The 20972-nt window shown below is 46.0% G+C and carries 16 protein-coding genes; 4 read left to right on the forward strand and 12 right to left on the reverse strand.

What is annotated here, in order from left to right; translation table 11 throughout:
* Positions 1 to 203: 203 nt before the first annotated feature.
* The 4 genes from ACQCN2_RS15480 to ACQCN2_RS15495 all read right to left on the reverse strand — a co-directional run bounded on the left by ACQCN2_RS15480 (position 204) and on the right by ACQCN2_RS15495 (position 2655).
* The gene (locus ACQCN2_RS15480) at positions 204 to 641 is read right to left on the reverse strand and encodes a hypothetical protein (RefSeq protein ID WP_426929840.1); all 438 of its coding nucleotides are present in this window, start codon (positions 639 to 641) and stop codon (positions 204 to 206) included.
* A 152-nt stretch (positions 642 to 793) separates the two neighbouring features.
* Positions 794 to 1444, reverse strand: a complete 651-nt coding sequence (locus ACQCN2_RS15485; RefSeq protein ID WP_426929841.1) for a FusB/FusC family EF-G-binding protein — start codon at positions 1442 to 1444, stop codon at positions 794 to 796.
* A 148-nt stretch (positions 1445 to 1592) separates the two neighbouring features.
* Positions 1593 to 1865, reverse strand: coding sequence for a CD3324 family protein (locus ACQCN2_RS15490; RefSeq protein ID WP_426929842.1), 273 nt, complete (start codon positions 1863 to 1865; stop codon positions 1593 to 1595).
* A 331-nt stretch (positions 1866 to 2196) separates the two neighbouring features.
* Entirely contained in the window at positions 2197 to 2655 is a 459-nt protein-coding gene (locus ACQCN2_RS15495) for a PaaI family thioesterase (RefSeq protein WP_426929843.1), read from the reverse strand.
* A gap of 199 nt (positions 2656 to 2854) precedes the next feature.
* Here ACQCN2_RS15495 and ACQCN2_RS15500 point away from each other — a divergent pair, with 199 nt between their 5' ends.
* Together ACQCN2_RS15500 and ACQCN2_RS15505 are read left to right on the forward strand one after the other, a co-directional pair.
* Entirely contained in the window at positions 2855 to 3775 is a 921-nt protein-coding gene (locus ACQCN2_RS15500; RefSeq protein WP_426929844.1) for an aldo/keto reductase, read from the forward strand.
* A 153-nt stretch (positions 3776 to 3928) separates the two neighbouring features.
* Positions 3929 to 4300: a response regulator gene (locus ACQCN2_RS15505; protein WP_426929845.1), complete on the forward strand. Its 372-nt coding sequence runs from the start codon at positions 3929 to 3931 to the stop codon at positions 4298 to 4300.
* A 358-nt stretch (positions 4301 to 4658) separates the two neighbouring features.
* Here the strand turns inward: ACQCN2_RS15505 and ACQCN2_RS15510 are convergent, their stop codons facing one another.
* Positions 4659 to 10649 carry an AAA family ATPase gene (locus ACQCN2_RS15510; RefSeq protein ID WP_426929846.1) on the reverse strand — a complete coding sequence of 1997 codons (5991 nt, stop codon included), beginning with the start codon at positions 10647 to 10649 and terminating at the stop codon, positions 4659 to 4661.
* A gap of 145 nt (positions 10650 to 10794) precedes the next feature.
* Here ACQCN2_RS15510 and ACQCN2_RS15515 point away from each other — a divergent pair, with 145 nt between their 5' ends.
* Positions 10795 to 11355: a cupin domain-containing protein gene (locus ACQCN2_RS15515; protein ID WP_426929847.1), complete on the forward strand. Its 561-nt coding sequence runs from the start codon at positions 10795 to 10797 to the stop codon at positions 11353 to 11355.
* Positions 11356 to 11593: 238 nt separating this feature from the next.
* Positions 11594 to 13660, forward strand: coding sequence for a bifunctional 2',3'-cyclic-nucleotide 2'-phosphodiesterase/3'-nucleotidase (locus tag ACQCN2_RS15520; RefSeq protein ID WP_426929848.1), 2067 nt, complete (start codon positions 11594 to 11596; stop codon positions 13658 to 13660).
* Positions 13661 to 14065: 405 nt separating this feature from the next.
* Here the strand turns inward: ACQCN2_RS15520 and ACQCN2_RS15525 are convergent, their stop codons facing one another.
* From ACQCN2_RS15525 to ACQCN2_RS15555, 7 genes are all read right to left on the reverse strand, one after another.
* The gene (locus ACQCN2_RS15525; RefSeq protein WP_426929849.1) at positions 14066 to 14488 is read right to left on the reverse strand and encodes a DUF6526 family protein; all 423 of its coding nucleotides are present in this window, start codon (positions 14486 to 14488) and stop codon (positions 14066 to 14068) included.
* A gap of 25 nt (positions 14489 to 14513) precedes the next feature.
* The gene (locus ACQCN2_RS15530; protein ID WP_426929850.1) at positions 14514 to 15614 is read right to left on the reverse strand and encodes an ABC transporter permease; all 1101 of its coding nucleotides are present in this window, start codon (positions 15612 to 15614) and stop codon (positions 14514 to 14516) included.
* Entirely contained in the window at positions 15611 to 16567 is a 957-nt protein-coding gene (locus ACQCN2_RS15535; RefSeq protein ID WP_426929851.1) for an ABC transporter ATP-binding protein, read from the reverse strand. Before ACQCN2_RS15535 ends, ACQCN2_RS15530 begins: the two co-directional genes overlap by 4 nt.
* Positions 16568 to 16747: 180 nt before the next feature.
* Complete coding sequence (locus tag ACQCN2_RS15540; protein ID WP_426929852.1) at positions 16748 to 17965, reverse strand: ABC transporter permease; 1218 nt, start codon at positions 17963 to 17965, stop codon at positions 16748 to 16750.
* On the reverse strand, positions 17962 to 18684 hold the full coding sequence (locus tag ACQCN2_RS15545) for an ABC transporter ATP-binding protein (protein ID WP_426929970.1): 723 nt from the start codon (positions 18682 to 18684) through the stop codon (positions 17962 to 17964). Before ACQCN2_RS15545 ends, ACQCN2_RS15540 begins: the two co-directional genes overlap by 4 nt.
* A gap of 1 nt (position 18685) precedes the next feature.
* Positions 18686 to 20269, reverse strand: coding sequence for an efflux RND transporter periplasmic adaptor subunit (locus ACQCN2_RS15550; RefSeq protein ID WP_426929853.1), 1584 nt, complete (start codon positions 20267 to 20269; stop codon positions 18686 to 18688).
* A gap of 114 nt (positions 20270 to 20383) precedes the next feature.
* Positions 20384 to 20938 (reverse strand): C40 family peptidase, encoded by a 555-nt coding sequence (locus ACQCN2_RS15555; protein ID WP_426929854.1) that lies wholly within the window; start codon positions 20936 to 20938, stop codon positions 20384 to 20386.
* Positions 20939 to 20972: the final 34 nt, after the last annotated feature.

Raw genomic sequence — 20972 nt, forward strand, 5'->3', positions numbered from 1 at the left:
TATCCATTTGGTATGTAAAATGATGGGCACCCGTCGTACGTCCGCTAATATAGCGACCGAAAAATGCCTCCATCTACACGCATTGCCGATCCTGCAAAATTTATACAAATCATACCATATTTCCGTATGCAGCAGGATAAACACAAAGCAGCCCATCAATTGGCGGGCTGCTTTCCATCTTAAATAATCGCATGCAGTTAGGCTTAAATGTTCTCCCATTCCGTTCCATCTTCAAATTGTATGGCGATAATCGTATCGATCAGCAGTTCTTCCGCTTCACTCGGAGTGTGTGAAAACCACACCTTGCTAGAACTCCTGACGTGATCCGTTGTAAATTCCTTCGAACAGGATAAGCAGGAAAATACCTGATTCAGTTCAGTTAGATGACGTGACAAGACGATCCGCTTCAAGCAGCTTGGGCAGATCACCTCGAAATATCGATCCAAAATGAATTCCAAAGACGCATAATGAAAGACTTTGAAGCTATCTTTCAATTCATATTCCATTTCACTGGAGAAATCGACAGGACTGATCTTCTGACTCTGAATCGGATCTTTCATCGCGAGCCATCGGTCAAAATCTTCCACTAGCTTTTGAGGTAAGCCATATTTCTTGAGTTTATGTAATCTTTGTTCATACATGCCAGGGCCCCCAAACAAGAACATCTCGACAACTGATCTACTGATTCTTAGTTGATAGTAAGCCAAAATGTTCCTGTTGACTACCCTTATTTATTAGAAAACGATGATATCTATTGGGGGTATACCCAACTGAAGCCAATCAACGCGATTGTTTATCCGACAACCTCTTGAACGAATCTTTCAAGGGAAGTCACATCGGTAATGTTCTTGTTACACCCGTGGCTGTCCATACAGATATAGTTCCCCACCGCTTTATAGTAATCGGGCAAATGAGAAACTCTTGTTTTGGAAATCGCCGAAAATAACGCAACCTCTCCGTATCCGTTGCACAAAAAGCAGATCCCTTTCCTATTCGCTGGGGTATATCTACCTTCCACTCCAATAACCTTCCCGTTCAGAGGATACACCATAAACAATTTGTTTGTCGATATATCAAGCCACCCCAGATAGCTCAGCGCGTGATAATCGATTGTCGATAAATCCGGGAGCTTCAGTTTTTTATTCTTGGGGAAGAGCTTACTGATCTGCTTCTGGGAAACCTGCGGAAAATCGATGATATAAGGGACCAAAGAATGAAGGTACTGCTGAAATTCTTCCGTAGTTTTACAAGAATACATCTGCTCCGCCAGCTGTTTTTGCTCGTCTGTTCGATCCACAAACATATCCAAGACTTTGCATTGAGCACTATATCTGACGGCCTCCAAAACTTTTGGATCATTGACTGTCTTGAACGCATTCTGCACAATGTCTGCCTGCTTTTTAATGAAGTTATATTGGTGATTCATTATAAATGGATCTGCCATCTCGTTTCCTCCCATCCCTTGCCTCTCATTTTTCTTTCTAGTGTAGTAAATCAGCCGTGTCGAAAAAATGCAGAAGTTGATTCGGAAGTAAACTCGACATATGCGAAAAGCACTGACAACCTTTCTGAAGGTCATCAGTGCCGCAATCTCAGGATATGGATCTCGAATAGACGATTTTTTTGATCGTTTCAACGGAGAGAAAGTATTCCTCCGCTAATTGATCAATCGACGTTCCACTTTTAAACGATTTTTTGATCGCGGTATTTCTCTCGTCAATTAATTTTCTTCCTCCAGAACGCGCTCCCCATTTTTGATAGGTCGCTTCCGGCTTCGGAATATAAATGGTTTCACCCTGAATGTACTTTTGGATCTCCATAATCAAGTTTTCAGGTAAAACCGTCGTCGCGTTCACATATTTCATTTCTGCCAGCCCCTTATTCTGAAGTAAAAATCAAATAAGGTGCAAAGCCGAATATTAGAAATGATCGACGCTTACTTGGGCGATTTAATATAAATCAGATTCCACCCCATGCAAAGTATCGCCTCCAATACTAGGCTTTGCATGAGATGCTGCGGATTCTGGCAAGCGTGTAGCATTTGCCAAGATAACCACCTCCCGACATACAGAAATGGATACGATTGGATTCATATTATATGACAATGGATTCAGATTGCAAACTATTTTATCAGGCTTCACTAATTTACCTGCGAATTACACCCGCTCAAGCTGCGGTGCCTTCTCTCTTTTTTCTTTACGAGCGCCCACGAGCCGTAAACATGGTCGCACTCATAGAAGATACCAGTTTGGGTTCATGCTCTCCCATTGAATAGACCTCGCCCGAACAAACCGTAATCGTCTTCCCTGGTTTGATGACTTCGCCTCTGGCAATAAACTCGGTTCCGATAGCTGGTGACAGGAGATTCACCTTGAATTCAACCGAAAGAACCGAAGCGCCTGGGGGCATCAGGGTTAAAGCGGCAAATCCACAAGCGTTATCGACGATTGTCGTCACGATTCCGGCGTGCAGGTATCCATTCTGTTGCGTTAAATCCTCGCGAAACGGAAGGAGAATCTCAACCTCGCCCGGTGCTATTTTGACAAGCTTAGCCCCAATTAGCTTCATGAACGCCTGCATCTCGAATTCTGTTTGAACCGCGCTTTCGAAATCAGGATTTTGAGGGGTAAAAACAGGTCGCTGAATGTTCATCATCACAAGTCCTCTCTTGAACGAATATCACTAAAAACTGAATATATGTAATATTCTAACCATAATTAGTTACTCCTCCCATTGATCCATCACGGTGAAAAGACACTTATCGGGATGTCCGGATTTCCCTTCCACCCCAAAACATGCGAAAATAGAAGAAGACACAACTGTCACAGAAAATGACCTGAATGGAGGAATTCAGATGAAATATCGCAGACTCGGGAAAACCGATTTGAACGTTTCCGTCATTGGAGTGGGGACGTGGCAATTTGGTGGAGAGTGGGGAATAGATTTTACCCAGAATGAAGTGGACCAGATTCTTGGCAAAGCCAAAGAATTAGGGATCAATTTGATCGACACGGCGGAATGCTACGGCGATCATTTATCCGAGCAGCTCATTGGCCACTATCTGAAGAAGGATCGACGGGAGGACTGGATCGTCGCAACCAAATTCGGTCATCACTTTCATGACAAATTCTCCCGCACCACCCACTACGATGCGCCAGATGTAGCCAAGCAGTTGGATCTGTCCCTCAAGTCCCTACAAACAGATTACATCGACTTGTATCAATTCCATTCCGGTCCAGATGACGCTTTCGATAACGATGAGCTGTGGACGTATTTGGACAAACAAGTGCAAGCCGGAAAAATCCGCCATATTGGGCTTTCCATCGCCAAAAACGATAACCTGCATCAGACCAGTGGGGCATCCCGGGTAAAAGCTGAGACCATTCAAGTCGTTTACAACCGCTTGGATCGCACACCAGAGAATGACGTATTTCCTTCCTGTCAGGAACAAGATTTGGGTGTATTGGCTCGTGTCCCATTAGCTAGCGGCTTTTTAAGCGGTAAATACAAGCCGGGTGCGGTTTTTGCCTCCAATGATGTACGCCATAATCGCGATCAGGAGTATGTCCAGTCCCTCCTCAAGCAAGCGGAAGAAATCAAACAAAACGAGGTTCCAGCGGATGTCAATATGGCTCAATGGGCGTTGGCCTGGTGCCTGAAGCATCCTGCTGTCACGGCCGTGATCCCGGGGTGCAAAAGTCCTGCTCAAGTAGAAGCGAATGCTGCTGCGGTCACCCTTGTAAGTGAAGAGCATCCTCAGTCAGTGAGCCAATAAATACTGAGAAAAACAGCGATTAACCTCTTACCCCTTTGATCAATTTCAAGGGGGTATTTGATTAACCATTTTTTTACTTGATACTATTTTCCTATAAGTGATAAGGTTAAGACTAGAGAGAAATTTCCTTTTATTCACTTTTTAGGAGGTCCTATGGCTCGAATACTTATTGTAGATGACTCCGTTGTGGTCAGAGGATACATCAAAGTAGTTTTGGAACGAGCTGGGCACGAGATTCTCGCTGAAGCTGTCAGCGGACAAGATGCCTATCAGAAATACACGATACTCCAACCGGATCTGGTTACAATGGATATTAACATGCCGGAAATGAACGGAATCGATACAGTCAAAATGATCCTGGATAAAGACCCCAAGGCCAAAATTATTATGGTCAGCACCTATGGATTGCGACATCTTGTATTTGAGGCAATCAAAGCAGGCGCCAAAAACTATATCGTGAAGCCCATCAACGAAGACAGCCTCCTGACCGCAATTAATAAGACACTCCAACCTGTCATGAATTAGGTAAGCAACAGTTGTTTGAGAAAAGACTTCGTCCCTTTGAGCTCTGTTTAAGCTCGCATGTAGTATTTACTGTCCGCTCCGTTCACTACGGAAGGGAGTCGACAAGAAAATCGCTTCGCTTCTCACAGATGTCAAGAATGCCGACTCTTTTCCTTCCTTCGTTCTCTGCGCTTAGTTTCGCTTAAAAGGAGCTTCAGTGACGAAGTCTTTTCTCCAGCGGGCTTACGCAAATGGAAGGAATGTTTAATCACTTTACTACTATAAAGCAATTAAACATTCCGAGTATTATAAAATAAGGCTATTTGCTTCGGTTCGTCTCGAAGCAAATAGCCTTTTCGCTTGTTTACATCACCAGCTCTTAATCCATTGGCAAGGAGAAGATGAAGCTTGTTCCCTCTCCTTGGCTTGTCCTTACCTCGACCGAGCCTCCCAGCTTTTTCAACTCATGCTTTACAACCGAGAGACCCACACCTCTTCCAGACACTTCGTCAGGCTCCTCGATTCTGGAGAATCCTTCAACAAAAAGCTGCTCCAGCCATTTCTCTTCGCTCCACTCTTTTACCCCTTGTCGATCAACCATTCCTTGCTCCAAGCATTTGGCTTTGAGCCATTCCAGATCAATCCCTCTTCCGTCATCGGTAATCGAGAGCGTAATAACATCGCCATCCAGCTTGTACTCACAGTGAACGGTCCCTTTTCTCTCTTTATTTCCTTCCAGTCGCTCCTCTTCCTGTTCAATTCCATGATCAATCGCATTCCGAAAAATATGAATAAGAGCACCCACAAAATGGTTAAAGCGTTCCGGCGACACCCAAATCTCGTCGCCTTCCAGCTTCAGTGGATGAAGTTTCTTGTCCAGCCGTGTTGCCAAACTCGCCACATAATCGCTGTATCGGTTCAGCAGCTCCTTCAACGGCCGGTTATGCAGCTGGTTGAATTGATGAAGCAGCTCCTGATGATTTTGCTCCCGCAAATAACCAATGATTTCGGTTTGCAAACCATCCCAGCGATCTCTGGAAAAAGAGATCACTTGCTCCTTCTTTTCAAAAAAGTCTTCGCCCAGATTCTGTCTTAAGATCCTCATGTCTTGTTGGACAGCTGATTGTACCGCTGAAGCAGCGCGAACAGCCCCTAGTTGGCTCTGATGCCATGAGCTGGATTGACGCCCCTCCTGCTTCGTCAGCTCAATTAATTCCGTCTCCAGCTCATGCAGCTTAAGCGGAGTCTGGATGAGACGCAGCTGACTGAAGTCCCCCTTGAACTGGTGGATTTGCCCAATCAAGCTGAAGACGCGCGCATGATCGTCGTCACCTGCTGAAAGAATGGCCTCCCAGTCCTTGTCGAAAAACGCCTGGAAGCGGTGCAATGTTTGAAGAAATAGTTCCAGGTTGGTCACGACCGTCACAACCATCTTCAAGATCTGCCATTCTTGCTCCATCTTCCCTTCCAGCGCCCGTTTCTCGCTCAGGTCAGTCAGGATCATCATTAATCCTTCCGGCAGTCCTTCATTTGCCTGATCAATTGGTTTGCATTCAAGCTTGACAGGAAGCTGGTTGATGATGATTTCACTCGGCAACAGCGTCAGATAAAGTTCCTTTTGTGTTTCATTTTCGGTTTCAAAATACTTCTGCAAGAGTGACTCAATAAACAACTGTTCCTCTTTTTTATCAGGATAGAGCAATTCAGCGATCGCAAATTCAGCAATCTCTTTGCCAAAAATACGCAGGCATTCCCTGCTGTACTCGGATTGAACCAACAGGTTGCTCGAGAACTGCAAAAATCCCTGCCCCGCATTATCCAGCAGGACTTTGTTTTCTCGCAGCAGCTTTTCGATTTTTTCGGTTCTTTCGCCAACGAGATTCTCAAGCGAGAGATTCCATTTTTCCAATTGATGATACAGCCGGGCATTCTCAATAAAGATCGCAATTTGCGAAAAAATTAACCGCAACAGCTCAGTTCTCGCTTCATTAAAGACGTGTGTCGCCAGGTTGTTTTCCAGGTAGATAATCCCGATCATTCTCCCTTGCTGCCACAACGGGGAGCAGAGAACCGACTTGGGCTGGCGGCTCATGATGTATGGATCGCCAGCACATCTCTCATCTTTGGAAGCGTCATGAAATACGAGCATCTTCTCCGTTCGGGTCGCATAATTGACGATCGCTACAGAGACGATTCCACTCTGTTCATACGGAATGGACTGCATTATTTCCACATCTTTGTTCACGCTACCTGCCGCTTCGATCACCCATTCGCCTTGCCTTTTCAAAATAAGAATTCCCTTCTCGGCGCCAGCATTGCTGATCACTGTTCGAAGCATTGTTGCAAGCAGCTTTTCCAGCTTAATCTCGCTTGCCATCGCTTGAGAGGCTTTAATCACCGTCATCAAATCCAGAATGCTGGACGATTGTTCCAGCGCCTGAGTGTTCACCTCATCTAATGGCTTGGATTCAGTTTTGTACATCAATCGAGCGTATCGGTAACTGATATCCTTTGCTTTGGCAATCGCTCCCCATTGAACATACGCTTCATAAGCGTCAGTCATGTACAATTTGGCGATGGTCTCCATTCCTTTGGACAGATAAAACTTGGCGGCGCGCTCACAGGCGATGGCTTCATTCTGAGTAAATCCGTCCTGTCTCGCTGACCGGATCGACTGCTCGTACAGATCTGCCGCCTTATGATCATTCCCCGAGAGATTTTCCCACTCTGCGCACATTAACAGGTACTTATGCTGGAAATTCTCTGGGCAGTTGTCTGTCCAAAGCTTCATTTTTTTCATATTCAATTTGATTCGTTTGGCGTACATTCGCTTCTCTTCATGACCGGCAAACGAATAATGTGCCGTCATCGCAAGCGTCTGCATAAAGACATGTTGGGCAACTAGCAGCTGTCCACTGATCGTCTCCAACCACTGATTCGCCTCAATCGCCAGCTTGGCCGCTTCACCATACTGTTCAAAAAAGTAAAGAATCTGAAATTTATAGAAGTTATACATGTACCGCTTGTACGGTTTGCCTTCTTCCTCTAATTCCTTGATATAGGCCTTTTCATCAAACGCATCCTTGGAGAAAGCAGACTTGTCTTCTTTCCATTTAACTAAACAATGCATCGCTTGTTGAAGCAGCAAGAGCCGATCATCGTGATCAACCACCTTGATTTGTGAAATGAGATCCGAATAAAGCAGAATCTGCTTGTTCATCTCTTCTAGCGAAAATCCGCAAAACAGCATGGCATCCAGAACGCCAAGCGAATTGTAGGCCGTGTAAATGTTGCTTCCGCTCTCGAACCCGTGCTGAATGGCTTTTTTCAACAGCGGGATATTCGTCTTGGCATGATTGCGCCAATGATTCAAGAGAATGGCGAACGCCCCAAACGCCTTGGTCAAAGCCATCGGGTCCTCAAACTTATCCGCGACTAGGCACGCCAGCTCTCCAAACTCATACCCTGTCTGATACTTGTCAAATTTAGTGCTGAGCACGATTCCGTACCCCGTGTATCCATTTGCCGAACCTACATGATTGCCGTGCTTGAGGGACAGGGTGAGCACACGCAGAATCGTCAGAGCGAACCAGTTGGGGTTTTCAAAGTACGATGACGGTCCCGCATAGCTGATAATGTTCATGGCTATCTGATAGTTTTCTTCGGACATGTCCGGCATGAGGAGTAAGAGCTCAGGACTTCTCTTGTTCAGTCGACGTTTCACCTGCCAAATCTCGCGAATGATGTCCAGCTTGCCCGGTTTGAGCGGAATCGAGACACCCAATAGTTGCAACGCCTGATTGGCAATTTCCGTCACCAGTTGAAATTTGGCCAAGCTGGTATTCATATGGATCTGGATTTCATGAATCCTCACACGCTCGATATTCGTCTTGGCGTGTTGCAAAACGAGGTCAAACAGCCGTTCAGCTTCCCCGAAATGATTGCACAGGTACTCCGCTTCCGCCCGCAATGTATACAGCTTTATCGCCAGTTCATAGTGACGGTTCCAGACGTCTTCGGGAAGCAGTTCTGTGCCTCGCCGAAGGTATTTTAGGGCTGCCTCGTACGCTGTGGAGAGCTCGGCTCTTTGACCAGCCAAGTGATGCAGCTCAGCCACTTGGTTTCTCTCGGATTCGTCTTCGATCAGCTCTTCGGCAAAATACAAGTGATCGCACATCTCAAAAAGATGTTCATCGTACGCTGTTGAATCAAACTGCTGTTGCATGATTTTGCCCAGTGTAAGATGTACCTGTTTTAGCTCGTCATCGGACAGCAAAGAGTAGGCCGCTTGTTGGATCCGGTCGTGAACAAATTTCATTCGAACCGTTACTTGCCCGAATACCTCTTCTTCATCCCTTAAATAAGCGAGATACTTCTCCCCTTCCAAAGGATACAAAAGCCCTTCCTGCAACGCCGGAAAGAGTAGCTGAACAGTCTCTGATTCTGTAAGTTGACTGGCCTTAGCGATCATATGCAAGAAAAACGTGTTTCCCAGACACGCCGCGCAGGCAAGCAGCCTTCGGGTATCGGAAGGAAAATTAAGCACCTTCTCTACTAGTAGATCAGCTACATTGTCAGCTGCACTAAGCTTCTCAATCTCTTCTATCTTCCATATCCATTTCTTTTCGTCAAAGTCATACGATAGCAGGTCTCGTTCATGGAGTGACTTCAGGTACTGCTTGATAAAGAACGGATTCCCCTCGGTTTTCTGCAACAAAATGCGGGAGAGCGGCAGCGTCTCTTGCACATCAGCATACAGGGTATCACAGAGCAACAGATTTAACTCCTGAATGCCAAGGGGTTCGAGCGAGATTTGTTGCAAGATTTTACTGTGAATGCCGCTTTCCGTCAGGATCGCGACAAGCGGATGACCCGCATTTTCTTCTTGAACCCGATTGGCCCCAATCATTAAGAAATGACTGACCTGCAAATCGGTGATCATTTGTTGGATCAAGTAAAGGGAGGCCGTATCCGCCCACTGGATATCATCAAGGAATAAAACCAAGGGATGCTCGGGTCTGGCCAAAATCCGTACAAAACGTTGCATGACTAATTGAAAGCGATTTTTCGTCTCAGTCGGCGGCAGCTCTGGAACAGGCGGCTGTTCGCCGATGATCATGGACAGTTGAGGAATGACGTCGACAATGATTTGTCCCATGCCTTGGACAGCTTCCAGGATCGTTTCCCGCCAAGCCTGAAGCTCCTCCTGGCTTTCCATGAGCAGCTGCCTGACCAGCTCTTGAAACGCCTGAATAATTGCGGTAAATGGGATATTCTGTTTGAACTGATCAAACTTCCCGTAGATTAAACGGGCTTTACTGCGCAGTTGGGTCTTTTGCACCTCGTTGATCAATGCCGACTTGCCCATTCCCGCTTTCCCGTTGACGATCAGAAAGCGGCTCGCTCCGTTACATACCTGCTCAAAGGCATCGAGCAGTGTTTGCATCTCATTCTCACGTCCGTACAGCTTTTCTGGAATTTGCAAACGATCCGAGCAATCGTGAAGAGCCAACGGGAAAGGTTCAATCGTTCCCGTCTCTTCTAACTGTTGAAGGCAATTCCTAAGATCGGCGATTAATCCTCGTACGCTAAGATAGCGATCCTCGGCATTTTTCGATAAGCATTTCAGAACGATCTCGGATACAGGTGTCGGGATCGTTTTATTAATCTCATGAGGAGCGACAGGTTTAAGCGCAATATGGGCATGAACCAACTCTAGCAAATCATTGGAAAGAAACGGAGGTTTGCCAGTCAACATCTCATAAGCCGTAATCCCAAACGAGTAATAATCCGTACGATAATCCAAAGGTCGATTCATTCTGCCTGTTTGTTCAGGAGACATGTAACGAGAGCTTCCCTCAAGCTCTCCCAAGTGAGGGGCTGTTTGGTATTCTTGCGTAAGCCTGGTCGCACTTCCGAAATCAATCAGCTTGACCTCTAGCGTATCGGGATGAATGAGTATATTTGACGGCTTGATGTCCTTATGGATGATCTCTTCTTGATGAACCTCGCCTATGCACTCGGCGATTCGTATGCAAATGGAGAGAATCTCTTTGATTTTGAGCGACTTCATTTTTAAGAAGATATCGAGCGGCAGTCCACCGTAATCCTCAATGACCAAAACGGCTTCTCTTCCGTTTTTAATAAGCTCGACCGACTTGGCTACCGCATCCGATTGAATGGATTGCAGAATGTGATGTTCATGCGTCAGTTTCGAGTAAGCTTCAATTGAGGTTTGCCTAACCTTTGGGATCTTAAGCATAACCGACTGATTATTTACAATTCGAATACCTCGATAAACCATTTTCTGTGAAGTATTGGAGACCAACTCACTGATCTTATATCCGGGAATCCCAATCGTTTTAATCATATTTTTATCAACTCCAGGTTAGTAGGGCATTGTCGAGTAATGTACCATTGTCCGATCTTGTCGAATATTCTATATTTATACTATATTACCGCTATTTTCAATAGATAAAACATGTTTCGTTACGATCTGCTAAAGGGGGATGCCTGTGTCCAATTTACCTCGTTCTGTCAGTGATCCAAGAACAGGAGAAACCATTACGTTTTTGAAAACAACTGAAGAAACTCAGGGTGAGTACCTACTTTTCCGGACAGATTTGCCTCCCAACAATGGGATCTTCTCCCACTATCATACCGAATTCGTTGAGACCTTTGAAGGTGTAGGTGGAGATTTGGAGCTGACTTTAAGCGGAAGGCGGATGATTCTTGCCAAGGGGGAGAAACAAATGATCCCTTTGAACAAGATTCATCGATTCACGAATAAAACCGACCAGTTTGTCTCTTTTAACGTGGAGATTCGTCCAGCGGGAACTTTTGAGAAGTTTGTCCGCGCAAGCTACGGTCTGGATACCGATCACCGCAGCTTTTATGTCCCCATCCTGAACCAAAGTGTGCCGAAAAACATCCTCTTGCTAGGGACGTTGTTTGAGTTTGGCGAATTTTATTTGCCTTACATCCCTCGATTTGTGCAACGAGCTATTTTCGGGACAATGGCCAAGCTAGCCAAATGGTGCGGAGCGGCAAAGACTCTGGAAAAATACTATACATAGGTAGTTACAATTCCTATTAAGAAAAGGTTGCCGAGCTCTTCGGCAACCTTCTTTGCATATCTCCCATGTCAAAAAATTCATCCACGGCATGAAAAAGGTAGTTTTTACCCTCATTTTTCTATTTTGCATTATTTTTACAATATTAATAAAATTATCTTTTTCCCTTAACACTCCTTACACATTTTTCTAATACTCTTTGTTTATGGAATAAAAATATTTTTGTGGGGTGCATTGTCGAGTGAAAAAAAATCTAAAAGCGATCACCGGAACATTATTAGCATCATCTTTGGCTTTAGGAGTTCTATCGTCTCCTTTAGTAAAGGTGCATGCTGAATCAGTGGAGAACCCACCTGCTGCCCAAGAAGATAGCAATGAGGTAGCGCCTGCTTCTACCAGTAAATCTACTGTGCAATTAAGGATCATGGAGACAACGGATATTCATACCAACCTCGTAAACTATGATTATTACAAAGACACCGAGACCTTCGAATACGGATTAGCTTTAACGGCTTCCTTAATTAAACAAGCCCGAGCGGAGGCAAAGAATAGTTTACTGATTGATAATGGCGACTTGATCCAAGGAAACTCTCTCGGAGATTATGTGGCGAAGATTAAACCGTTAAAAGATGGCGAAACGCATCCTGTCTATAAAGCGATGAATTTGATGGGATACGATGTCGGGAATATCGGGAACCATGAATTCAACTACGGCCTGAATTTCCTGGATCGCTCATTAAAGGGAGCCAAGTTTCCTTATGTGAACGCTAACGTCTATATCGACGACCATGATCACAATGACAAAAATGACGCCAACCGTTGGAAGCCGTACACCATCCTGACAAAAGAAGTAGAAGATGAGAAAGGCAAGAAAACCAAAATCAAAATTGGCGTAATCGGTTTCGTGCCTCCGCAAATCATGCAGTGGGACAAAGATAATTTGCAGGGCAAAATCATTACCAAGGATATGGTGGAGACAGCTGAAAAGTTCATCCCTAAAATGAAAAAAGAAGGCGCGGATATTATCATCGCTGTTCCGCATTCCGGAATCGATATGGTCCGTTCGGAAGGTCAAGAAAACGCGGTCTACCAATTGACCAAGGTTCCTGGAATTGATGCTGTTCTTTTCGGTCACGCGCATAAGCTCTTCCCTTCCGCGCAACCAGATAAAGATGGATTTGTGGGAGACAATATTGATAACAAGAAGGGAACGATCAACGGTATTCCGGCGGTAGAACCAGGCTTCTGGGGCAACAACCTGGGCGTAATTGATTTAACGCTCCAAAAGAAAGGATCGAAGTGGGTGGTTCGTGACTCGCAATCGACTAACCTAAGTGTGTATAAAAAGGATGATAAGGGCGTTGCGATCAAAGAAAACGGCCAATTCGTTCCAGTCGTTCAACCGGATAAGCAAATGCTCTCGGCTGTAAGCTCCGCTCATAAAGGCACCCTGAAATACGTTCGCGGACCTGTGGGCGAAACAACTGCGCCAATCAACAGCTACTTCGCCCTGGCTCAAGATGACCCATCCGTGCAAATCGTGAGTGATGCTCAAACCTGGTACGTGAAACAGCAGTTGCAAGGCACCGATTACGAGAAGTATCCGGTTTTGTCCGCTGCCGCTCCGTTTAAAGCAGGCGGTCGTCAGGGAGCTACCTATTACACAGATATCCCTGCCGGAACCATCGCGATTAAAAACGTGGCCGATCTTTATCTCTATCCCAACACGGTAAAAGCTACTTTGATTAACGGCGCGGAATTGAAGGAATGGTTGGAATGGTCCGCCGGGCAGTTTAACCAGATCAATCCTAGCAGCACCGCAGAGCAACCGCTTGTTGACACTAAATTCCCAACCTACAACTTCGATATTATTGACGGTGTCACCTATCAGATTGACGTCACACAACCGGCTAAGTACGACGCGGGCGGAAAAGTGATCAATGAGAATTCCAACCGTATCAAGAACTTGAGCTTCGAAGGAAAGCTTGTTGATCCGAAGCAAAAATTCGTAGTGGCGACGAACAACTATCGCGCGGGCGGCGCTTTTGCCAATCCGGACAAAAACAATATCATCTTGGACGCCCCATTGGAAAATCGCCAAGCGATTATCGAATACATCACCGAGAAGAAAAAAATCAACCCTTCCGCCGACAACAACTGGACATTTGCTCCTATCTCAGGCAATGTGAATGTGACGTTTGACTCTTCACCGAATGGTGCTAAGTTCTTGGGCAAAGACTCCAAGATTTCACTGGTTGGACCTTCTTCCGACGGATTTAGCAAGTATACGATTAACATGAGCAAGTAATCCACTCCAGTTGATTAACCTCATGAATGAAAAAGAACTCAGCCGCACTCTCTTTGGAGATGCTGGCTGAGTTCTTTTTCATTCTATAGGAAAGTTTAATTGCTTTAAGAGGTAAAGTGATTAAACTTTCCTTCCAATTGCGTAAGCCCGCTCAAGAAAAGACTTCGTCCGCTTGCCCCCTCCTTGGAAGTGAAGCCTAGCGACGTTTCAGCCCCCCGATGTGAGGGGGAGGAAAGGAGAAAGGGAAAAGAGTCGCCACCCAACCCCGGAGGGGCGCGAAGCGTTTGGCGACTCCCTTTTGGATTGAGAGAGCGGACTTTTCAACATCATTGCGAGCTTCCACAGAGCGACGTTTCAGTCCCCCGGTGAGAGGGGAAAAGGGACGAAGTCTTTTCTCATTTCCCACTAGATTCTGTTATGATCCGCTTTCCAGTTCTTGATGGCTTTCTTAATGTCATCGGAGCTTAGCTTTTTGGCGACAGCCTGTTGGCTCAGTTCGACGAGCTCGGCGTCACTTGCAAATCGTAAAGCGACGATTTGAGCAAGCGTAAGGCGAGAATCGAGCAATTGGCCATTCAGCACATAATGGCGTAAATTCTCCTCTGCGCGAATCGCTCGGTCTTGCGCTTTTAACGAATAGGTTCGGAGCAAGAAGAATGCGATAAACAGAAGAAAGGCGATGACTAGAATGAGAAAAGAAGCCAAACTGAACCCTTCTTTGATCAAAAGGATCAAGCTTCCTACCAATGTAACCAGCAATAATGGCAAGGAAACGTAATGAAAAATGGGATGAAGCCTGCGGTGATTCTGGTAATTTTGCGTATTCATGAAGTGCCTCCCTGTTGAAAATATTTTATTCCCACTTAAATGTATAGCTCGCCACGATAAACGCTACGATCAACCATCCACTCAGGATTAGGGCTTCCGTCCCCAAGCTCATCATGGAAGCTCCCACATTCATCGTTTCCCGCAAGGCCGTACTTAGATGAGAGATAGGAAGCAGCTTGACGAAGGGCTGAATAAACTCCGGCATGTCTTTGATCGGGAAGAATACACCGCCTAAGAACATCATTGGGAAAGAAACCACACCTGCGATGGGGCCTGCACTCTCCGGGGTCTTGGCAATGCCTGCGATGATAAACCCTATCGCCATAAAAGCGAGTGTTCCCAAAACGATAAAAGTGGTCAAAGTGAACCAGGAACCTCGAACCTCTATTCCGAAGACAAGATTGGCTACGATCAGGACGATCATCGCCTGCAAGCCATTCAGCAGCAATCGGGCTGTAATTTGGGCGGCGATGAACGTAGAGGCTTTGAGTGTCGTTCCTTGCATTCTGCGCAGAATTCCCCGCTCTCTCCATGAAGCGATCTGTCCCGCTACACCGTTCATGTTGTTGCTCATAATCATCATAGCCACAATTCCTGGGACCAAGAAATCAATATAGCGCAAATGAAGGGCTTCGATTCCTTCAGACTTCATCACCACCACTGGCTGGTAGTTCACTCGTTCTTTGCTGATCTGATCGATTACCCCATTGACAAGGGCTAACCCCACCTGAGAGACCGCAAAATTCGTCTCATCATAATAAACCTGAATGGTTGCCGGATTGGTTTGCGGACTTGCTTTTTTCAGACTAGCCTCATAACCTTCTGGGATGATGACAACCAGCTGAAGATCTCCTTTTTTCAAACTGCCCAGCGCGTTTTCCTGATCCGTTGGTGTTTGCAATTCGAGTGCCTGGTTTTTCTCAAGCGATTTCACGAACTCTGCGGAAAAAGCGGAATGATCCTGATCGATCACTCCCGCCGTTAGCGACATCCCGTTTCCCTTCCCCATGAATGCTCCGAACATGAGCATCAGGAAGATCGGAAAAAGCAAGGACCAGAACAGCACCTGTCGATTGCGAAGGAAAATACGCAGCTGTGCAAGCGTTAACTGCCAGTAAGCCTTCATGCTTCTCTCAAACTCCTTCCCGTCATGTGCAAAAACACATCTTCGAGCGTCGCTGTCCTTGTCTGCAAATCAACAAGTTGCAAGTTGTGCTCATCCGCGAATGAAATCAGACTCATTAAGGTGGATTGCAGGTTGTCGGTATACAACACATGAACGTCCTGACGTGATCCCACTTGTTTCACTCCGGCAATCCCGGTTAAATTGAGTCCATCCGCTTGTTCAAGGATTCTGAATTCCACGGCGCTATCCGAATGAAGACTTTTCACCAGTTGAGTTGGGGTATCCAAAGCAATCAGCTCGCCTTGATCCATGATGGCGATACGATCACACAATACATGCGCTTCGTCCATATAATGCGTCGTAAGGACAATGGTTTTGCCCTTCGCCTTCAATTGAATCACAATATCCCATAAGGTTCGTCTTGCTTGTGGGTCTAGTCCCGTTGTTGGTTCATCCAAAAAGACCACTTGCGGATCATGAACCAGCGCGAGAGCGATTGCCAAACGCTGTTTTTGACCGCCTGATAATCCTTTGATTCGGCTTTTTCGTTTCTCCGTAAGCAACATATCGTCGATGAGTGTATGGATGGGAATATGTGAGGGATAGAAGCTGGCATACATCTGTAGGATTTCTTCTACTGTTAACAACTCAAAGAGCGAGGTGGATTGAAGCTGGACTCCAATGATCTCCTTGACTCTGACCAAATCCCGCAAAATATCGTACGGACCAATCTGGGCTGTGCCTTCATCTGGCTTGCGTAGACCCACCAGCATCTCCAGCGTGGTTGTTTTGCCGGCGCCATTGGGACCCAACAGGCCAAAAATTTCTCCTTTTCTTACCTGGAACTGAACACCTTTGACAGCTGTAAAGGAGCCGTACCTCTTCAGCAACCCCTGCACATTAATAATCGTTTGGTAATCTGCGTGATTACTCGTTTCCTGACTCACAGCCATGGCCTCCCCCTCTCAATTTCTTCAAATCAGCCAGCGACATGCTTACACTATAACATGTGTCGAAGTTGTTACATATAAATACGGGAATTTTGATCGTTAAGTTTCAAGCAGTAAAAGAAAAAGACCGCCGAACCTTCTCGACGATCCCACTACATTTTGCAGCGTAACGATACCAATATACTACTCATACCTGAGGGCATCAATTGGCTTGAGGCGGGCGGCTTTTCGCGCTGGATAGACGCCAAATACGATTCCTACAAGCATAGACGACAGGAACGCATACACAATTGGAGACAAACTAATCGCGGTCGTTAATCCTGCCAGCTTGCCAATGAGTTTAGCCGCCGTGACCCCTATGATAATCCCGACAATTCCGCCCATTAAACTGAGTGTAATGGATTCAACCAGGAATTGCCGCAGGATGTCCCAGCGAGTGGCCCCAATCGCTTTTCTGATCCCGATTTCTCGGGTGCGCTCTGTAACTGAGACTAGCATGATATTCATGATTCCGATTCCACCAACCACAAGCGATATCGCCGCAATACCAGAGAGCAGTGTTGTCATGACGCTGGTAATTCCTTGGGCCGTATTCAAAATATCGGTTTGTGACCGAATCTGAAAGTCATCATCTTGACTTGGTCTCAAGCTGTGCTGACCTCTTAAGGCACTCTCCACATCCAACTGGGCTTGTGTCATGGCATCAGAAGAAGTGGCGGAGATATAGATGCTACCCACATTATGTTTACCCGTTAATCGGTTCATGGCAGAGGTAATTGGGATCATTACCTTATCGTCGTTATTGGTCATGCCCGAGCTTCCTTTACTTTTCAAAATACCGATGATTTCAAACGGAATTCGGTTAATAAGGATCGTTTGACCAATGGGATTGACATTCTCTCCATAAAACAAGTTGGATACCACTTCTGTCCCTACGACAACCACATTGGCTTGGTGTGTCACTTCAACATGATTAAAAAATCGGCCCTGATCCACCTCCACGTTGCGTACGTCAGGAAATGCTTCTGTCGTACCTTCCAGCGAGGTGGAATAGTTCTTGTCTCGCCACACCAGTTGGGCTCGAGAATTCACACTCGGTGCGACACCTGACACAGAGGACAGCTTGGCGACCGCATCCGCATCCTCCATCGTCAGCGTATTGAGAGAACCTGCTCCCAAACTGATTTGTCCTTGTTTGGCCTGCCCTGGAGAAACGATTAACAGATTGCTTCCCAGTCCATTAATCTGAGAAGTAACGTTGGTCGAAGCTCCTTCTCCAATGGCTACCATTGCAATCACCGCAGAAACCCCAATGATTATTCCCAGCATCGTTAAAAATGAGCGCAATTTGTTTGTCTTGATACTACGAAAAGAGACCCGTATACTCTCCAAAAAATTCATGTAATCACTTCCTCAGGCTTCGCCCATTTTCTATTGGACACCACATCGTTTGAAACAACCTGACCATCCCGAAACCGCACGATCCGCTTGGCATATTCGGCAATGTCGGGTTCATGTGTAACCAGAATGATCGTCTTGCCCAGTTCGTTTAGTTGTTGAAAGATTTGCATGATCTCAATACTGGTTCGGGTATCCAAGGCGCCTGTCGGCTCATCCGCGAGCAGAATTACCGGTTGATTCACTAAAGCGCGGGCAATCGATACACGCTGCTGCTGTCCACCGGATAATTCATTTGGCTTGTTGTTCAAGCGATCGCCCAGTCCTACACTTTCTAGTGCAGAAATGGCCCTCTCCCGTCGTTCCTTAGCCGTTAGTCCAGCGTATAACAACGGCAGTTCCACATTCTCTACCGCAGTCGTTCTAGGGAGCAGGTTAAAGTTTTGGAAAACGAAGCCGATTTTTCGGTTGCGAATCAAGGCAAGCTCATCATCACTCGCTTGCGATACAGGATAGCCATCGAGATAAAATTCTCCTGACGAAGGTTGATCCAGGCAGCCGATCATATTCATCATGGTCGATTTGCCAGAACCTGATGGCCCCATAATCGCTACAAAGTCACCTTCATCAATGACCAGATTCACCCCGCGGAGCGCTTGAATTTCTTGATCACCTATGGCATAGACCTTGCGCAGCTCTTCAATTTGGATCACTGGTTTCATCTTAATGGTTCCCTCTCTGACCGCCGCCATTGCCGCCACTTCCGCCACCACCTCTGTTTCCTGTGCCCGAACCGCCGTAGCCGCCTGCACCACCGAAACCTCCCATACCTGGGAATCCGCCCATTTGATTTTGACGATTGCCATTCGAGCCAGATGACGTAGGGTTGGCCAATGTAAGCACAACTTGATCGCCTTCCTGTAATCCGGAGGTTATCTCAACCATGTTGGAGCCAAATAATCCAGTCGTTACGGGTTGAAAATGAAAGGCGGAATTTCCCTTGGCTCCGCTATCCGCCGATTGACCTGTCGCGATATTTACTCCGTCTTTACCATTTCGGGTTTTTAACGCGGCTGCTGGTATATAGAGAACGTTGATATGGGTACCCACTTCCATATTTGCGTTTACGCTCATACCCGTCTTAAGCAGGTTCTCTTTGTTATCAACAGAAAGCAGTACCTTGTACGTGGTCACGCCTGAATCCGTCGTCGCTTCGGGATAGACGAGCGTTACTTTACCGGTAAATTTCTTGTCCGGGTAGGAATTTGATGTATAAGTAGCGCTCAACCCCTCTTTTACTTTACCGATGTCGGTTTCACTCACTTGCGCCAATACTTCCAGATTGCCTGAATTGGAATTGTCCATCACAATGAAAGGTTTGGTAGGGGCTTCTCCCAGATTGCCATTAAGCTCGACAACTACTCCGTCCATCGGTGCTTTAACAGTTAAGCTGTTCAGGTTTTTCTGTTGCTCCTGCAATTGTGCTTCCGCTTGCGCTACTGACGCCTGCGCCGCTTGGACAGTTATATCATCTGGTCCCTTTATTGCGTTTTGTAGAGCTGAAACCGCGTTGGCATAGGCCGCTTGCGCCTGCTCCAAGCTGCTATTGGACTGACCCTTAGACTGATTATTCTGAATTATCGAATTGTCATACTCGATCTTCGCCTGGTCCATACTCTGTTTGGCTTGATCCAATTCAGTTCGGGAGATTACTCCGGTATCATAGAGATTCTTTTGTCTGTTGTACGTATTTTGCGTTTCTTGCCAGTTAGCCTTTGCCTTGGCGAGATCGTTTTGTGCCTTTTTCAGTTCATACCCGTTCTTAGCTGAATCAAGTTGACTCTTCGTCTGAGAGACATTAGCCTGTAAAGCGCTGAGCTCCTCTGTTGTTTTGGTTTTCGTAGCCTCCGCCAGTTTCGCCTTGGCCGCTAACAGACTGGCTTCTGCTGACTTTAGCTGAATTTGAGCAGACGAAGTATCCAAGGTTGCCAATACCTGACCGGCTTTCACCTTGTCGCCTACCTTTACATTAATCGCTGTAATGATTGCCGAGTTATCCGATGGCGAAAGCGAGATTCGTTTGGAGGCTTGAACCGTACCCGCCGCTGAAATCGATTCCGTCACGTCCCCCCGCTTCACCGATACCAGACGGATTGCAGACGTTGCGCTTGGCTGCGCCGCCCATGTTTGATAGACATAGGTTCCGGCTCCGCCGACGATGGCAACTGCCAGGAGTGAGAGGACGAGCTTCTTTTTGCCTTTCTCCTTAAGCGATAGAAACGGGTTATTTTTCACAACCTCTGCCATTCACATTTCCTCCTATAAGCTGATTCAAATGAAATCATCTAATTAGTTCTAAGGACTAATGTTAATGGCGCATGGTGAAAAATTGGTGAAAACGCTGGAAAGTTAATTACAGGGTTAACCTGGAATCACCCTTCGTGCAAATAGGTAGTGTTGATACCAGTATTCCCCTTCTTTTTCGTCCTTGTGTATATTACTGATGACTACCCCAATACCTGGTTCATATGTATGCAGTATTTTTCCATCCCCCATATAAATTCCCACATGCCGAACTTTATTCAAGCCTACCTCGTTAGGGAAATCTTCATCGGAGAAGAACATAATATCTCCCTTGCGTAAATTCAAAAATGGTATTTCTTTTCCCTCTACTGCTTGCTCTCTGGCGTTATATCCTAACTTAATGCCCTGTTTTCCATAAAGAAATTGAACGTAGGATGAACAATCGAAAGCTTTGTCATTAAACCTCTCTGTTCCGTATACATACTCCGTGCCTAGATATTGCAATCCATCTGCAACAATAGCATCAGCTGTTTTTTTCCACTGCGGTGTGTTTACAGCAGTAGTCCCATAGGATTTCACCTGATCAGGAGCTGGAACATTGGGCATTGATTGATTACTACAGCCAGTCAAAAAAATGACGATAAGTATCATGGGATAACACAATTTTTTCATCCTAACCCCTCCTGCGTGTAGTCTGTTTCCACTC

Source organism: Brevibacillus ginsengisoli, assembly GCF_050113715.1.
GTDB lineage: Bacteria > Bacillota > Bacilli > Brevibacillales > Brevibacillaceae > Brevibacillus_H > Brevibacillus_H ginsengisoli.